The 16608-nt window shown below is 43.3% G+C and carries 16 protein-coding genes and 2 tRNA genes; all 18 read right to left on the reverse strand.

The features are described from left to right. Positions 1–19: 19 nt before the first annotated feature. On the reverse strand, positions 20–1147 hold the full coding sequence (gene glf, locus FC24_RS06595; RefSeq protein ID WP_057874103.1) for a UDP-galactopyranose mutase: 1128 nt from the start codon (positions 1145–1147) through the stop codon (positions 20–22). A 90-nt stretch (positions 1148–1237) separates the two neighbouring features. Then, positions 1238–2362, reverse strand: coding sequence for an EpsG family protein (locus FC24_RS06600; RefSeq protein ID WP_157059093.1), 1125 nt, complete (start codon positions 2360–2362; stop codon positions 1238–1240). After that, the gene (locus tag FC24_RS06605) at positions 2328–2957 is read right to left on the reverse strand and encodes a YveK family protein (protein WP_057874105.1); all 630 of its coding nucleotides are present in this window, start codon (positions 2955–2957) and stop codon (positions 2328–2330) included. The genes FC24_RS06600 and FC24_RS06605 overlap by 35 nt, the downstream gene beginning before the upstream one ends. Positions 2958–2967: 10 nt before the next feature. Continuing rightward, a complete protein-coding gene (locus FC24_RS06610) occupies positions 2968–4173 on the reverse strand; it encodes a YveK family protein (protein WP_057874106.1) in 1206 nt (401 codons plus the stop codon). A gap of 22 nt (positions 4174–4195) precedes the next feature. Next, the gene (gene rfbD, locus FC24_RS06615; protein ID WP_057874107.1) at positions 4196–5041 is read right to left on the reverse strand and encodes a dTDP-4-dehydrorhamnose reductase; all 846 of its coding nucleotides are present in this window, start codon (positions 5039–5041) and stop codon (positions 4196–4198) included. Between the two features lie 75 nt (positions 5042–5116). Continuing rightward, complete coding sequence (gene rfbB / locus FC24_RS06620) at positions 5117–6100, reverse strand: dTDP-glucose 4,6-dehydratase (protein ID WP_057874108.1); 984 nt, start codon at positions 6098–6100, stop codon at positions 5117–5119. A 2-nt stretch (positions 6101–6102) separates the two neighbouring features. Beyond that, positions 6103–6666 carry a dTDP-4-dehydrorhamnose 3,5-epimerase gene (gene rfbC, locus FC24_RS06625; protein WP_057874109.1) on the reverse strand — a complete coding sequence of 188 codons (564 nt, stop codon included), beginning with the start codon at positions 6664–6666 and terminating at the stop codon, positions 6103–6105. 171 nt (positions 6667–6837) lie between these two features. Further along, positions 6838–7722 carry a glucose-1-phosphate thymidylyltransferase RfbA gene (gene rfbA / locus FC24_RS06630; protein WP_057874110.1) on the reverse strand — a complete coding sequence of 295 codons (885 nt, stop codon included), beginning with the start codon at positions 7720–7722 and terminating at the stop codon, positions 6838–6840. A gap of 74 nt (positions 7723–7796) precedes the next feature. Then, on the reverse strand, positions 7797–8633 hold the full coding sequence (locus FC24_RS06635) for a glycosyltransferase (protein WP_057874111.1): 837 nt from the start codon (positions 8631–8633) through the stop codon (positions 7797–7799). Between the two features lie 10 nt (positions 8634–8643). After that, the gene (locus tag FC24_RS06640; protein WP_057874112.1) at positions 8644–9534 is read right to left on the reverse strand and encodes a glycosyltransferase family 2 protein; all 891 of its coding nucleotides are present in this window, start codon (positions 9532–9534) and stop codon (positions 8644–8646) included. Between the two features lie 234 nt (positions 9535–9768). After that, positions 9769–10470 (reverse strand): GntR family transcriptional regulator, encoded by a 702-nt coding sequence (locus FC24_RS06645; protein WP_057874113.1) that lies wholly within the window; start codon positions 10468–10470, stop codon positions 9769–9771. A gap of 50 nt (positions 10471–10520) precedes the next feature. After that, entirely contained in the window at positions 10521–11669 is a 1149-nt protein-coding gene (nagA, locus tag FC24_RS06650; protein WP_057874114.1) for an N-acetylglucosamine-6-phosphate deacetylase, read from the reverse strand. 120 nt (positions 11670–11789) lie between these two features. Then, entirely contained in the window at positions 11790–12590 is an 801-nt protein-coding gene (gene proC / locus FC24_RS06655; protein WP_057874115.1) for a pyrroline-5-carboxylate reductase, read from the reverse strand. 105 nt (positions 12591–12695) lie between these two features. Then, positions 12696–12767: transfer RNA gene (locus tag FC24_RS06660), tRNA-Gln, on the reverse strand. Positions 12768–12772: 5 nt separating this feature from the next. Then, positions 12773–12853, reverse strand: a tRNA-Tyr gene (locus FC24_RS06665). Between the two features lie 60 nt (positions 12854–12913). Next, positions 12914–13744 carry a metallophosphoesterase gene (locus tag FC24_RS06670; RefSeq protein ID WP_057874116.1) on the reverse strand — a complete coding sequence of 277 codons (831 nt, stop codon included), beginning with the start codon at positions 13742–13744 and terminating at the stop codon, positions 12914–12916. 126 nt (positions 13745–13870) lie between these two features. Continuing rightward, positions 13871–15334, reverse strand: a complete 1464-nt coding sequence (locus tag FC24_RS06675; RefSeq protein ID WP_083485655.1) for a peptide MFS transporter — start codon at positions 15332–15334, stop codon at positions 13871–13873. A 489-nt stretch (positions 15335–15823) separates the two neighbouring features. Beyond that, positions 15824–16471: an SDR family oxidoreductase gene (locus tag FC24_RS06680; RefSeq protein ID WP_057874117.1), complete on the reverse strand. Its 648-nt coding sequence runs from the start codon at positions 16469–16471 to the stop codon at positions 15824–15826. Positions 16472–16608 lie beyond the last annotated feature (137 nt).

Here is a 16608-nt window from a genome sequence, read left to right on the forward strand (position 1 = left end):
CCCTTTAGCCCACGTTTACTTATTCTCCCGTTTTACCAAATTCACGTGCCACTAATTTTTCTGCTGCATCGATCACTTGGTCCATATTGTAATATTTATATTGCCCTAAGCGGCCGCCAAAAACAACTTTCGACTGTTGAGCCGCCAATTCACGGTAACGCTTGAACAAACTATTGTTACGCTTGTCATTAACCGGATAATAAGGCTCATCTCCGCGGTGCCAAGTTTGTGGGTATTCCCGGGTAATGATGGTTTTATTTTTATCACCTTTACCAAAATCAAAATGTTTATGTTCAATGATCCGCGTGTAGGGCGTTTCTGCATCCGTATAGTTCACTACGGCGTTACCTTGGTAATTACCAACTGGTAATTCTTCTTCCTCAAAACGCAGTCCCCGATATTCCAATTCACCAAGTTGATAATCAAAGTACTGATCAATCATCCCAGTAAAGATAATCCGCGGATAATCTGCTAAGTAATGGTCTTTGTTAGCAAAGAAATCCGTGTTTAATTCGATGTCAATCAAGGGACTCTTCAGCAATTGTTCGACAATCTGGGTATAACCGCCAATCGGAATTCCTTGATAAGGATCGTTGAAGTAATTGTTATCGTAAATGTAGCGCACCGGCAAACGGCGGATAATAAAGGCAGGTAGATCAGTCGCTTTACGACCCCATTGTTTTTCGGTATAGCCTTTAATCAATTTTTGATAAACATCAGTCCCGATTAAAGAAATCGCCTGTTCTTCTAAATTTTGCGGCCGCTTATCCCCTAACACTTGCCGCTGTTGGTCAATTTTTGCTTTGGCTTGTTCCGGTGTGACAACACCCCACATTTTATTAAAAGTGTTCATGTTAAAGGGAAGATTATACAATTCACCTTTATAGTTAGCGATCGGCGAGTTAGTATAGCGATTAAATTCCGCAAATTGCTGCACAAATTGCCAAACTTTTTTATTGCTAGTATGAAAAATGTGTGCACCAAATTTGTGAACTTGGATACCATCTTTTTCTTCCGTATAAATGTGACCAGAAATTCGGTTGTCCTTTTCAATCACTTTAACCCGTTTGCCACGTTTTGCGGCTTCGTACGCAAAAGTTGCGCCAAACAAGCCAGCTCCTACGACTAAATAATCATAATTTGCCATTTTATTGATTCCTTTCTACATGAAACTTACTCGACGGATTAGCGCTGCCGGGCAGTTAGTCTTTTTCATTCTAGCATAAGCTGATTAACTTTAGCCACCCAACAACCAATTATGACTAAAAGCTGGTAGAATCGTATCTTGCCATAACGGCAACATTTCAAAATAAAGCAAACAAACAAAGTAACTTAAAAATACACCGCTATAGCACCAGCGCAAATAATATGTTGCTGGTAGCGCTTCGCGGGTAATCAAGTAGGTAATCACGACAAAAGGAACCACATTGCGCAGTGCGCGCGCAAATGAAAATTCAAAAGTATAAAGGGGCATGGTCACCACACCTACAATGGTGAAAATAAAAGCCAGCCAAATCACTTGCCGTTTCTGTGGCGTCAACAATTGGCGTTCAGTTAAATAACGGTAACTAAAATAGGTGAACGCTAAATCAAATAAGCTGAACAGCCAAAACGGCAAATAACCTAAATGTACTTTTTGCACAAAATAAAGGGATAGATGGCTTAAGTGTAGCTGACCTAATGCAGCCAGCAACAATTGAGCAATGGGCGGGCTCATCACCACAATCGCAAGTAAAAAGACTACCCCTAATAGACTGATTTTACCCACATTTGTTGAATCCAGCGTGTACAGCGGAACAACTAATAAATAAAGCACCCCTAAATTTTGAAAACTGGCACCTAATAAAACCAGCAACGTAAAAAGCGTCACATCCCGGTAAGTATTAGTTAACAAAAAGTGACTGGCATAAACTAATAACGCCATCATCATAAAGTTGCGCAGCTGGATTAAATCCAAGAAAAATGGATAACAAAAATAAAAAGCCATAAATTCAGCACTGTGTGTCGTAAGTTTTTGAACGCCGCGGTGGAGGATAATTAGAAATAATGCCGCTAAAATCAACCGAAACTGCTGGTAAGACAGCCCTAAAAAATAGCCAAGCTGAGTCAATAACCGGTAACCTGGTTCTCCATAAGGAATCTTAGCTGTATAAAGCCATTGATAGGTTGAAAAATCCGCATTATAAGTGTTTGCCCCCATCAAAACAATCAAACAGAGAAGAAACGTCCATTCTAACCACCGACGCGGTTTGTTTTTAAAGCTTGTGAATAAGTTTAGGCCATAAGTAATGACCGTTGCCGCCAATAAATACACCCGACCCACAACCTTACTTTGACGTGACGTGTACTTGCCATAATTCACGTGCAAAAATCCAAAGGAAACCTAATAAAATGCCGATAAACGTACTTTTCAAAATGAGTTCACCCCTTGATGTTATTCTGAATTGCTTTTCCGCTTGCGTTGCCGGCACTAAAATGCGAACCCGCCGTAAATGATAACGTTGCTTAAACTGCCGTACAGCCACACGTGCCGCTAAATTAGCGCCTTGAACCGCTGCTTTGGGTTGGTGGCTAGTTACTTGAATCTGTACCAAACTGGCGTCTTTTTGCTGCTTACTAGTAACATTATTGGCAATATCTAACTTAGTTGCTAAATTGGCTTTAGTCAGTGCCTGCTGTAACGCTTTAACAGTGGTTGGTGCTTTCATTGTATCCATAAATAACGGCGCAACGTCACCACCGCTTGAGTAATGGACAACATCCGTCTCTGCAATGTGCTGCCGTTGTACTTTTGCGAAGCTAATTAATACTTTTCCTTGATACAGCGGGGCTACGCCAGCTGGACGCCGCCAGCTGTACCCAATGCCTAAAAGCGCAAAAATTAAAGCACTACAACACACAACTTTAATTAAATGGGCTAATTTTTGCAACGTTTGACTAGGTTTGAATCCTGTCATCAACGACACCTTAGGCCTTCAAATAAAGGACAGCGGTAAAAGGTGCCCGGTTATGTGCTTGCTGTTGCAACTGTAATGCCGCTTTTTTACTGGAGCGTCCTTGTTGAAGCAATAACAACCGGGAATCAGCTAAATGACTAGCCAATTGAACGTTTCCTACCAGCTGCACCCCAGCAGCTAGTAGAATGACTAACGGAAAATCCCGTCGGAAAATTTCTAAACATTTAGCAAGTTGCTGCAAAGTTAATTGCGGCTGTTCAGCTGTTGTACTTTGTGCCAGCGTGGTCACCGCGCCTTTTTTATAAGTGGCAGTCACTGTGTCACTAGCAAGTTGTTGCAAGGTAGCAGCATCAGTGGCTAAATCCACCACTAAAACCGACTGTCCTGCTTGAGCATACTGGTCAGCTAATTGTTGTCCAAATGTTGTAAACTGCTGAGTCGCAGCTGGTGCTTGTAAAGCGATCACTTGCTGTTTAGGTTGCACAATATCCAAGGTGTTACGCACCGTTGCCAACTCAGTTGCTGTAGGGATTGAACTCAACTGTAACGGTTCATAACCTAAGAATGTAGTCACAAAATAGTGACTACGAATTCGTCGATCACAATATTCCACTAAAAAACCTGAAGCCCCGCCTAAAACAATCGCAACAAAAATTAAACCAAACACGCGCTTAAATGATAATTTTTGTGAAACACGATTTTTTTTCACTTGTGCTGCTTCAACTACACGGCCATGTCCTAACCCCATCACTGGTGCAACTTTTTGACTAGTAACTTTAGCATAGGTGCGTGCAATTTTTTTTGCTTCAGCACGATTATCAGCTGCTACTTCAACGTCAAGTAATGAATTATTATCATTAGTATAGACAGTTACTTGCTTTTTTAAATTTCGTAAAGAAAGCGAGATATTTTGAGTTGCCAACTTTTTTTTCACTGGCTTAACAACTAAATTAGTTCGGGCTACCTCAGCAAATGTTTTAACATATTGCGGATTAGGCATTTGGTCCATGACCACTTGCTGTTGATTCTCCTGTAAAGTTAATAAAACTTGACTGGAAGCTTGATACTTAGCTGGCGGTGTGGCAGTGGGCCGATTTAAGTTTAAAGAAAAAAAACCAACCATTAAAATAATTACTGCAACGATTAATTCGATTAACCAACGCTGTTTTAAAATATCTATGAGCTCGTACCAGCTAACTTGCTTATTTTCTAACATTAACTATCACCTTTTTGAAATATTATCCTGCAATCTCCTGCATAAACGCCGCCAATGCTTCCTGCCAACTCGGCAGCTTAAAGCCAGTGGCCAACGTTTTACTCAAATCCAACACGGCATGTCGCGGCCGCCACGCTTTTTGCGGGTATTCCGCGGAAGTGACCGGCTTCACGGTCACCGGCCGGTCTTGCAAGATAGTCCGGGCAAACTGGTACCAGCTACAAGTGCCGGTAGCGGCTAAATGGTAAATCCCATAAGGCAGCTGGTGATCGGTAGCGAAAGTCATAAACTCCGCCAGCGTCCGGGTCCAAGCTGGCCGGCCCACTTGATCGTTGACCACGGTGAGCTGGTCATGATCCTGCGCCAGCTTTAACATGGTGTAGATAAAGTTATGGCCGTACTCGCCAAATACCCAGGACGTACGAATAATGTAGTAGCGACTGGCTAAGCGCTGCACCGCTTGTTCGCCGGCATACTTGGCCCGCCCATATTCATTCTGCGGGGCTGGTTGGGCGTCGGTGGTGTAAGGGGCATGCTGGTCCCCAGCGAAAACATAATCGGTACTGATGTACACTAACGTGGCGCCCACTTGTTCTGCCGCCACGGCCACATTAGCAGTGCCGGTAGCGTTCACTGCTTGATTGGTAGTCTTCCCCGGTTCAGTTTCCGCCGCATCCACAGCGGTGTAGGCAGCACAATGGTAGACAATTTGGGGTTGGAACGCCTTAAAGTAGCGCTGCACCGCCGTTTTATCGGTGATATCCAGATCGTGGCTATCGGTGGCCCGGTAACTAAGCTGGTGGGCGTCTAATAAATGGCGCAGCTCCGTACCCAGCTGCCCGTCAGCGCCCGTAATTAAAATTCGCATCTGCAAAAACCTCCTTCGTGTTTGCAAGTAACGTAGTGGCTGTTTAATGCCGGCTACGCTTGCCCGATAGTAGCCTTATTTCAACCCAGCCCGGGCCTTTAACGGTTGCCACCAAACTTCATGGTCTTGGTACCACTGAATGGTTTTGCCAATTCCGGTTTCAAAGGTGTACTCCGGCTGCCAATTTAATTGCGTCTCAATTTTTTCGGGATCAATGGCATAGCGTCGGTCATGGCCTAACCGGTCTGCCACGTACTTAATCCGAGAATCCGGCAAGTTGAGCGTGTCCACAATCCGGTGAACGATTTGATTATTGGTCCGTTCATTATGGCCGCCCACATTGTAGACTTCCCCCGGCGCGCCTTGCCGCAAGACTAAGTCAATCGCGCGGCAATGATCGGTAACGTACAACCAATCGCGGACGTTTTCGCCATCACCGTAAATCGGCAAGTCTTTACCGGTCATACCGTTAGACACCATTAACGGAATCAATTTTTCTGGGAATTGATACGGGCCGTAGTTATTGGAACAACGGGTAATGTTGACGTTTAAACCGTAAGTTTCATAGTACGCCCGGGTTAACAAATCCGCTGACGCTTTACTAGCGGAGTAAGGCGAATTAGGTTGTAGCGGGGAACTTTCTTTAAAGTAGCCGGTTTTCCCTAACGCGCCGTAAACTTCGTCGGTGGAAACTTGCAGGAATTTACCCACGTGTTCCCGCTTGGTTACATCTAACAAAGCTAGCGTACCTTGGACGTTAGTTTCAATGAACACTTCTGGGTGAAGAATCGAACGGTCCACGTGGGACTCTGCCGCAAAGTTGATAATCGCATCAATGTGATACTGGTGAACCAAGTGGGTCACCAGTTCCCGGTTGGTGATGTTGCCGTGGACAAAATGGTGCCGCGGCTCATTTTTTAAATCGTCTAAGTTATGCACGTTGCCGGCATAAGTTAATAAATCCAAGTTGACAATGACATCGTCTGGGTGTGCCTGCAAAAGATAATGAATAAAGTTAGTCCCGATAAAACCGGCACCGCCAGTGACAAGTAAGTTCATGGTTAGCCCTCCCATTTAAAGTTGATTTCAGCGTCTTTTAAGCGTGGATGGTGCTGGTCTTTTTCCGATAAAATCAGCTGGTCCGTTGCCATCGGCCACTGAATGCCAATGGCCGGGTCATCATACGCAATCCCCCGGTCTGCTTCGGGCGCGTAGTAGCCGTCGACTTTATACGCTACGTTAACGTTTGGCGTCAAAGTTAAAAAGCCATGGGCAAAACCTTTCGGAACTAACAACTGGCGGTGGTTGTACTCACTGAGTAAGTAGCCTTCCCACTGGCCGTAAGTAGGCGAGCCAGCGCGAATATCCACTAGGACATCATAAATCACACCTGTGACTGCACGGAGTAACTTAGTTTGCGCATACGGCGCTAACTGATAGTGCATGCCCCGCAAAACCCCTGGTTCCACGGACAACGATTGGTTGTCTTGGTTAAAGTCATTGGTAATCCCAGCGGCGACAAATTTTTTCTTAGTATAAGTTTCAGTAAAAAAGCCCCGGCGGTCACCGAAAACATCTGTTTCCACCAAACGAACATCTTGTAATTTTGTTTTTAATACTTGCATTGCCTGTGCCTCGATTTCTATATTGTTAGGTGCGGGTTAAGTTAGCGGTTAAGGACGCTTAATGCCAAACCAAGCGCGCTTAAAGCGGCGCTTAATTAACCAGTTAGCAGCAAATAGTAAGCTAGCTGCAACTAAACCAGCTAGCGCTTTATACTTAGCGCGCTAATACCTTTACCCTAAATAATCTAATTCGCCTTTAGCTAAGCGAATCATGTATTGCCCGTAGTCAGTTTTCTTTAACGGCTGCGCTAAAGCCAGCAGCTTGTCCCGGTCGATGTAGCCCATCCGGTAAGCAATTTCTTCCAAGCAAGCCACTTCGAGATTTTGCCGGGTTTGGATAGTTTCAATGAAGCTAGCTGCTTGTTGTAAGGACGCATGGGTCCCGGTATCTAGCCAAGCAAAGCCCCGGCCCATCAATTGGACGTCCAACTGCCCCCGACGTAGGTATTCCTGGTTAACGTCCGTGATTTCCAGTTCCCCGCGGGCAGACGGCTGAATGTGTTTGGCAATGTCCACCACTTGATTATCGTAGAAATACAAGCCGGTCACCGCGTAATTACTTTGCGGGTGGCTAGGCTTTTCCACAATGGAAACGGCCCGGTGCTGGTCATCAAAGTCCACTACGCCAAAGCGTTCTGGATCATTGACGTGATAGCCGAACACGGTGGCCCCAGCTGGCTTCGCCGCTGCAGTTTGGAGCATTTTGGACAACCCGCCGCCATAGAAAATATTATCGCCTAAAATCAAGCACACTGAGTCACCGGCAATAAAATCTTCTGCCACTAAAAAGGCGTCAGCCAGGCCATTCGGATGGGCTTGGACTTTATAAGTAATGTCTAAGCCTAGGTCATGACCATCGCCAAACAACGCCTCAAACCGGGGCGTATCTCGGGGTGTGGAAATAATGCAGATTTCCTGGATCCCCGCTAACATCAAGCTAGATAACGGGTAATAAATCATGGGTTTGTCATACACCGGAATCAATTGTTTCGAAATCGCCCGGGTGACCGGGTACAGCCGGGTCCCAGAACCCCCGGCAAGAATAATGCCTTTCATTATGTAGTCCTCCTAAAAAATAAAAATCTAATTGTCCATATTTTACCACAAAATTAAACAGATAAAATACACCTTCAAACGGGACGATAACCCACCAATAATTTTAAAACTGCTTTAGCTTTAGCCCAATCTCGCTTTAATAACAGCTGACTAGCAAAGCGTAACAATAAATGCCAACGATAGCGTCCTTCACCAATTTTTTGATACTGATGGTAGTAATGCCATTCTGCCGCTAAAATACTGTGATAACGCGGTAGTTTTATATTACGGGTAGTCATAACTGATAGCTGGTGTTGCAACACACTAGCTAAGACTAAAACTTTGCCACCTGCTTGCGCAATCTGGTAAAACAACCAGTTATCTAAAAAATCCAACGGAAACTCAGGATTAAAACCACCTATTTGACGTAAAAAGGCAACTTGCACCAGCGCCGCTGAATTAATGGCTAACGCATTTTGCCGTTGACCAGCAGCTAGCGGCACAACTTTAAAAGGGGCTGTCAATGCTCGCGGCGACACTAATTTTCCAGCCGCTTCAATTTGCGGAACTATCGCTTGGACAGCCGGATTGGCAGATAATTGTTGCTGCACTTCCTCTAAAAATTCCGTTGTCAATGCGGTATCTTGATCCAGCAACCACAAAAAATGGCTGTTATTTTGTTGTGCCTGTTTTAAAGCTAAATTGTAAGCTGGGCATAGGCCTAAATTTCGCGGATCATGATGATAATCAAAGTCAGGCAACCAGTCTAAATCCGTTGGCACTTGTTTTTGTGGAGAATTATCGTAAAGCACAAAATGTATTTGGCTTAAAAAGGGGCGCAGCGCCGGCGTTATGCTGGTTTTCAACGTTTGCAGTGTCAGTGCCTGTGCCAATTTTGTCTGATAAAAAACAATGACTGCCGTTAATTGCATAAAACAGGCCTCACTTTTCTTTAATGTGACGTACATGGGGGTGAAATTGTTTGCCAGCTAACCAGCCCCGTAAAATTAAACCTGCCTTTTGCCAACGTTCAGGCTGGCGCTGTGTCAGGATTTGCGCTAATTTCGCTAAATCCCGGTAGGTTTCCTTCAACGCACCCTTTTTACCATTACTAGTCCGTTCTAAATAATATTTGTTGCGGAAATAGTAATAATACCGCGGTAGCCGTGCAGTATCGTCCGTTAAAATATCTGGTTCCCGGCCCCCTTTGGTTTTATGCACCACCTGTGCCGTTAAGGCCAAGTATGCTGGCGCAAAGCGTGTCAGTCGGCGTGTGAATTCAATGTCATCAAACCAAATGAAAAATTCCGGCAAAGGCAGTCCCACGTTTTCAACTGCCGGCCGGGCAACAAGCAACGCAACAAAGGAGGCTGATTGAATCTGAATCAAATTAGCGGCCGTTTTAGTTGACCAATTGTTTGTCGTTTCTGGAACGTTATTTGGTCGCCCATCAGTTAATCGCACATTAGCCGCTAAAAAGCTAAATTGCCCTTGCAATGTGTTCGCCGCTGCTAATAAATTTTCTAAAGCAGTTGGCTTAGGGACTGTATCATCATCCATCACCCAAACTAAATCACTGGTTGTTTGATTAAAAGCTAATTGCAAACCTAAAGTGAAACCACCAGCACCGCCTAAATTTTTGGGTAAATTAACGGCATGCAAGCGTTTGTCTTGAACGGTCGTTAAATAAGCAGCCGTTTCAGCAGTACTATGATTATTAATCACGATTAAATTAGCTACTGGTACTGTCTGGTTTAAAACAGCAGCGATGCTTTCCTTTAACAAGGCTAAACGATTATAGGTAACGATCACTGCCGTGACTTGTTGATTCATTGACGTTCTACCTTTCAAAACCCGGATTTGTTACTTAATTAACATTGTATAAAATCTAAGCGCAGAATAACACCGAATTTAATAAACTTAATCAGATATTTAAGACTTTTTAATCACTTTAAATCTAAACATCAGATTTTAAAGTTGCGCTAGGCCGATTTCACTAACAACGCAAAGAGCCGAACAAGTCACAACGACATGACTCATTCGGCTCACTATTGGATACGATTCACTTTAACGCTCTAGATAAAATTCAAACCGGCTGCCAACATACTGAGTACGTACATATTCAAAGGGACGGCCATCTTTTAGAAAAGAACGTTGCCGCAACCGTAAAATCGGTGCTCCCCGCTTGATCGCTAAAAATTCCGCAATGCGTTCTGAGGCAGTTTGCGCTGTAATCGTCTGTTCCGCGCCCCCTAAAGTTAATCCAGCTTTTCGTTCGAGCGTGCGGTACAACGAACTCGTGACTTCAGCTTTGCTAAACTGTTGCACTAACGCTTCCGGTACTGTCGCGACCTCAAAACTAATCGGCACATTGTCTGCATAACGGATGCGTTCCATCCTCAATACTTGTTCCCCATCCGCTAATTTCAGCTTTTCTTTTTCCGATAATGACGGATTAGCTAGATGGTATGAAACCGTCTTGCTCGATGGTGTTTTGCCTTGAGCTAACATGATGTCAGTAAAGCTAGTCACGCCAGACATTTTTTCCTGGACTTTTTGATTAGCCACATAAGTCCCAGCACCAATCCGCCGCTCCAAAATACCTTCGTCGACCAATGTTTGAATTGCCTGGCGCAAAGTCATCCGGCTGACGCCAAAAACAACAGCCAGTTTACGTTCAGAAGGGATGCGGTCACCGATCGCCCATTTACCCGTTTCAATATCACGTTTAATGGCATTATGAATTTGAATATAAACCGGTGTCTCCATCAATATCCCCTCCTTCACTACAAACAGCGTTTATTTGCGTTAAATCAGCGTTATTTAGCAGAACGCACAAAATGACGTCCATAACTATAGGTTTCCAGTAAGTTAGCTGCATTATCCAGCAAATTTAAATCAGCATCCTTACCCACTGCAATACCGCCTTTATTCTGCAAACCAAATTCATGGGCTTGGTTGACAGAACTCATCAAAACGGCTTCATATAAATCAGCGTCAGTGAACTTCATTGCATTTTTAAACGCATCTGGATATTCCAAAACAGAACCCGCTAGCGTTCCATCAGCTAAGCGCGCTTGTTTATCCTTAACAAAGACTTTCTGCCCGCCTAATTCACTTTCTCCTTCTGGCATCCCTTTAGAACGCATGGAGTCCGTGACTAATTCAATTCGTTCTGGTCCTTTTTGGTCAAAGGCAAGCTCTAACATGTCAGGCACAATGTGAAAGCCATCCATAATTAATTCAGCGTACATGTTGTTTTCTAACATCACGTGGCCGGTAACCCCAGGTTCACGGTGCTTGAATTCACGTTGGGCATTGTATAAATGCGTTGCATGGCTTGCCTTACTGGTCAATAATTGTTCCCGTGTTGCATTGCTGTGGCCAACTGCAGGGACAATGCCGTGACTCAGGCAATAATCTTCAAATTCCCGTGCATGTGCATCTTCTGGTGCATAGGTGATAACTTTAACCAAGCCGCCAGATAATTCATTCCAATGATCCAATAATTTATAATCTGGGTCTTTAATGTATTCTTCTGGCTGTGCACCCTTAAACTTCGCCGCGATGAACGGGCCCTCTAAATGGATCCCTTGAATAACAGGATTATGAGCCGCTGCTGTTTTAATGCCACGCATTGCTTTGTCAATGTTCGCATTAGATTGGGTCATGGTTGTCGCAAAATAAGTGGTGATCCCTTCATTTTGGGTCATCTGCTGAACCATTTTATCAATTTCGTCTGCGTTACCATCCATTGAATCATAGCCATAACCACCATGACTATGGACATCAATGAAACCAGGGACAATCGTTTTGCCTGTCGCTAAAATCACTTCATCCCCAGCATGATTCTTAAAATCTGCCATGGGACCAACAGCTAAAATTTTACTATCAAACCGCACGAAGCCATCATCAATAATATCGTCACCGGTGTAAATGGTGGCATGTTTCAACACTTTTACGCTCATCGCTTGATTCCACCTTTTTTTATTAATGTCTTTATTATAATCGGTATAGACCAGAAGTTCAAGCGCTTGCTTAAGCCCATTTAAAGTCAAATTGCCGAGAAACGTCAAGCGGCCTGCAAGTTAACCTTGTTTTTCTTTGGCAATTGTCGCATCAATGCCTTTCACCACTGCAGACATTAGCCCCGCTTCTTCTAAAGCTAAAACACCAGCGACAGTGGTACCCCCAGGCGAGGAAACTTGATCGATTAAACCCCACGGATTTTCTTGACTTTGTAAAACATTTGCTGCACTGCCTTTAACAGTTTGCGCGGCAATTCTAGTTGCCGCAGCTTTATCCAAACCATACTTCACACCTGCCCGCGACAAAGCGTCGATAAATAAATAGGCAAAGGCAGGGGCGCTACCAGAAACAGCACTAAATGCCGGGAAATCTTTTTCTGCTAGTTGAATTGTTTGTCCCAACGCTTGGAAAAGTTGTTTTACCTGAGCAAAATCTTTTTCTGGTGTCGTTGGCGCAGCAACTAGCGCGGTCATCCCCTGCGCAATCGCAACGTTAACATTTGGCATTGTACGTAAAATGCTTAAGTTTGTACTATCTGAATTTTCCTGAAGTTGTGCAAGCGAAATGCCACCGGCTACAGACACTAAAATCGGTTGTTTAGCAGTCAATTCAGTTTGCAACTGTGCCACAATTTCTAATGTTTGCGTGGCCGGCACTGCTAAAATCACAATGTCGGCTTGGTCGACTACTGCAGCGTTGCTAGCTACAGGCGTTAAACCATTGGCAGCCGCAAATTGTTGGTAATGAGCTGGATGGACACTGTGAACCAAAATGTTAGCCGCTGGTAAATAATTTTGCCGCTGTAAACCTAAAATAATTGCCTGTGCCATGTGGCCAACACCGATAAACCCAATTTTCATTCGAAAAGCCTCCTTAAAATTAATGGTATCTCCTAGTTTAACATGCTAGACCTGCCACTAAAAAAGGAGCTACAACAAACTGAATTGTCGTAACTCCTAACTAGACTGGGATAGCTGGATTCGAACCAGCGCATGATGGAGTCAAAGTCCATTGCCTTACCACTTGGCTATATCCCAATAAATGGAGGAGAGTGGATTCGAACCACCGAACCCGAAGGAGCGGATTTACAGTCCGCCGCGTTTAGCCACTTCGCTACTCCTCCATGAATTTTCAACAATAAATATTCTACTCGAAATTAAATCACTTTGCAAGCCCCCTTAGCTTATTTAATACAATAAGTTTGTAAACAAGCTTGCCATTCATTGAAAAAATTTGTGCCCCAACGCCACTCACAGTGGCGTTTAGTACCATAACCTACTGGCGCACAAAAATAAGTGACACCCTGTATTTGCCGCGGCGGATACTTTAAATGTGTGTGACCAAATAAAACTGCCTGCACGTGATATTGAGTTAATAACTGACCTAATCTAGGCGAGCCCATCAGTGCATTCGCCATTTCTGCCCACCGTGGCCGTCTACCAGTATGGCTGATGTAAGCGGCTTGCGGAACAAAATGTGTCATATAAATAACCTTTTTCCCTTGGTTTGCGGCTTGTTGCAACTGCATTTTAGTGGCTTTCAGCACCAAAGCCATCCGTTCAATATCACTAACTGGCTGTACAATGGCACCATCTACCCAAAAAGCCCGCTTCCACTGTGCAAAATCAGCTGCGCTTTTCCCGGATAAATTTGCAAATTGATAATCATACCAACCATTATTGCCGATTAAAACATAATCAGTTCCAGGGAAAGCAATCATTTTTTGATGTACGTAATGGGCGTTCACTGAACTTTGCAATTGATTAAAATTGGTTCCGCGAATCATATCGTGGTTGCCAGCAATAAAATAAACCCGGCACTGCCCTTGTAACTGCTGAGCCAGCTGATTGACGTAAGCAACACTGCGCGTAAAATCATTAAACAAGTCACCAGCAATTAAATAATCGGTATAGTGGTGCTGACGTAAATAAGCAGCCTGCTGCTTGATCACCCTTGGTACAGCCACTTGATTGATGTCAAAATGGTTGTCACTGGTCATCCCAATTTTACGCATGCTTTGCCTCCTCTTCATTACGACAGCCTTAGCATATCACAACTGGCTTTGCTGGTGGCCGATAACGCCTATAACACACTAAAAAAGCTGTGGCGTTTACCACAGCTTTAAACAATATTGTTGAATTTAATTAATACCTTCCATCAATTTCTTGATTCGTGGCACCATGAAGCCAAGAAGGACCCCAAAGACAACGGTAATCAAGCCAATCACGGCAAAATACATCATTTCATTAGCTGGTGTATATAAGCGGACGATTTGGGCGTTAATTGCCTGTGCCGCTGCATCACCTAAGAACCACATACTCATCATCTGAGATTGAAAGGCCTTTGGCGCTAATTTAGTCGTTGCCGACAAACCAACTGGTGAAATTAACATTTCACCAATTTCAACAACGGCCCAACTCAAGACTAACCACAAAGCGTTAACCCGGGCATGAACGCCGAAGATAGAAATTGGAATCAGCATCACTAAGAATGATGCACCAGCAAAACCAAGACCATAAGCAAACTTAGCCGCAGTTGAAGGTTGGCGTTTACCTAATTTAATCCAGAACCAAGCAAAAATTGGTCCGTATAAAATAATAAAAGCTGGATTAAGTGATTGGAACCAAGATGGCAATAAATGAATGAAACCAAGATCTAATTGTGTTTGCTGTTTAGCGAATAGGGCTAAAACAACAGAACCCTGTTCTTCAATTGACCAGAATAAGACACTGGCAATAAATAATGGCACGTAAGCCCAAACACGGGAACGCTCAACTTTTGTTACCTTCTTGCTGGACAGCATCATAATGAAATAGCCAATTGGCAATAACACACCTAAAATACTGAAAGCTAAAATAACATTAGTGACGTTAAAGTTGTTGGAAACCATCATTAAGCCAAGGATCACTAACACAGCTACAATAATGGCAATCAATTTACGCGTTAAGCTACCACGTTCAGCTTTAGTAATCGGATCACCAGGACGCAAACTTGATTCGCTTAAGTATTTACCGCCACGCCAGTACTGAATTAAGCCGAAGAACATACCGATAGCTGCCAACGAGAAGCCTAAATGGTAATTGACTTGCTGGCCAATTGAGCCGACCACATAAGGTGCCAATAATGAACCAGCGTTAATCCCCATGACAAAAATCGTAAAACCTGAATCACGGCGGATATCATCTTCGGTATACAACGTCCCAACCATTTCTGAAACGTTAGGCTTCAATAACCCAGTTCCTAACGTGATTAGCGCGATGGAACCATATAACGCGCCCTCACCAAACGGTGTGGATAACACAATGTGCCCTAGCATGATTAAAACGCCGCCCCAAAAAACAGTGCGCCGACTACCTAATAGCCGGTCGGCGATAAAACCACCAATGACACTTGACATATAAACTAACGAGCCATAAATGGACATAATCGATGCCCCAGTGGCTTGGTCGAAGCCTAAACCACCATTACTAACATGGTCAATTAAGTAGAAAACTAAAAGGGCCCGCATCCCATAGTAGCTGAACCGTTCCCAGAACTCAGTGAAGAATAGCGTCATGAGTCCATGGGGTTGGCCTAAGAAGGTTTTTTCCTTTTTATTATCCAATACACAACTTCCTTTCTCGCTTTACAATCTCATCATTTTTTCACTTTCAATATTTCATTTCTAAACTATCATTATTCAAGCTTTGATATGTGAAGCTTTCTATATTAAAAATAATGATAATTTAACGAGAAATTCACACCCTTTTCTTATATTCGATATAATAATGAACATTATAATGCAAAACAGCAAGCAACGTCAATTCATATTTGGATATTTTTTCATCAAAACCGGCAAACAGCCCCACTTTTTGGGTATTTACTCGTTGAATATTTAATTTATTCGTTTAAACACTAAAATTAAAAATTTCACGGTAAGCTTTAATAATTCAACTAGGATAATCACTTTAATTGATTAAGGCAACTTACACGCATTACCGAAAATCAGTTTCTACTATTATAAGTAGTTATTTAAAAATGCACCCTAAAGCAATTTTTGCTTTAGGGTGCATCTGACTTTTTATAATTTTAAAGAAGGGAGTTTATTTTAAAACTAACGGTACCATTCAGGTTTGTCACCGTCAGTATTTGGCTTATTGACCCCAATTGAATGACCAATTTCTTGGCTAGGATCTTGAACCAATTTCATGACTAAAGCCCCGATACTTTTACGGGAAACTTCGGTACCCTTGAATGGTTCACCTTTTTGCGTGATTTCGTAATCAATTTCATTTTTATTGGACAACCAAGCTGGCCGAACAACAGTGTAATCCAAATCACTATTTTCGATGACTTTAGCTGCAGCACTGTAGGTTTCAAGGTAGCCACCGTCTAACATTTGGTGGTTCCATTTGCCGTAAGCACCTGGCACTTCATCGTAAATACCTAATGTGGAAATCCAAATTAAGCGTTTGATCCCAACTTGATCCATTGCCGCCACAATTTTTGTGGCTTGTTCTTCAATGTTTGAGCCAGCCAAGTTAGCATAAACGATGTCTTGCCCTTTCATGGCAGCCACTAACTGTTCCTGGTTAGTCGCATCGCCATCAACTAGCCGTTCGCGATCTTTATTTATTTTTCCTTCTAAACGTTCTGGCCGGCGCAAAAACAACGTCAACTGTGCGTCTGTATTATCAAGTAGTTGTTCTTCTGCCAAACGTGCAATTTTACCTGCAGCCCCTAAAACTAATACATTACTCATAGAATCCTTCCTTTCATTACGCTACGATTTAACTGTAATACTAATAATTACATTTAGCAACCAATTTGCTGGGAAATTTTTTAAGGTAGATTGTAAAATTTAAGTTGAACATATTAATGGACAGAAAAACCCATAAA

The organism is Loigolactobacillus rennini DSM 20253 (assembly GCF_001436505.1).
GTDB classification, from domain to species: domain Bacteria; phylum Bacillota; class Bacilli; order Lactobacillales; family Lactobacillaceae; genus Loigolactobacillus; species Loigolactobacillus rennini.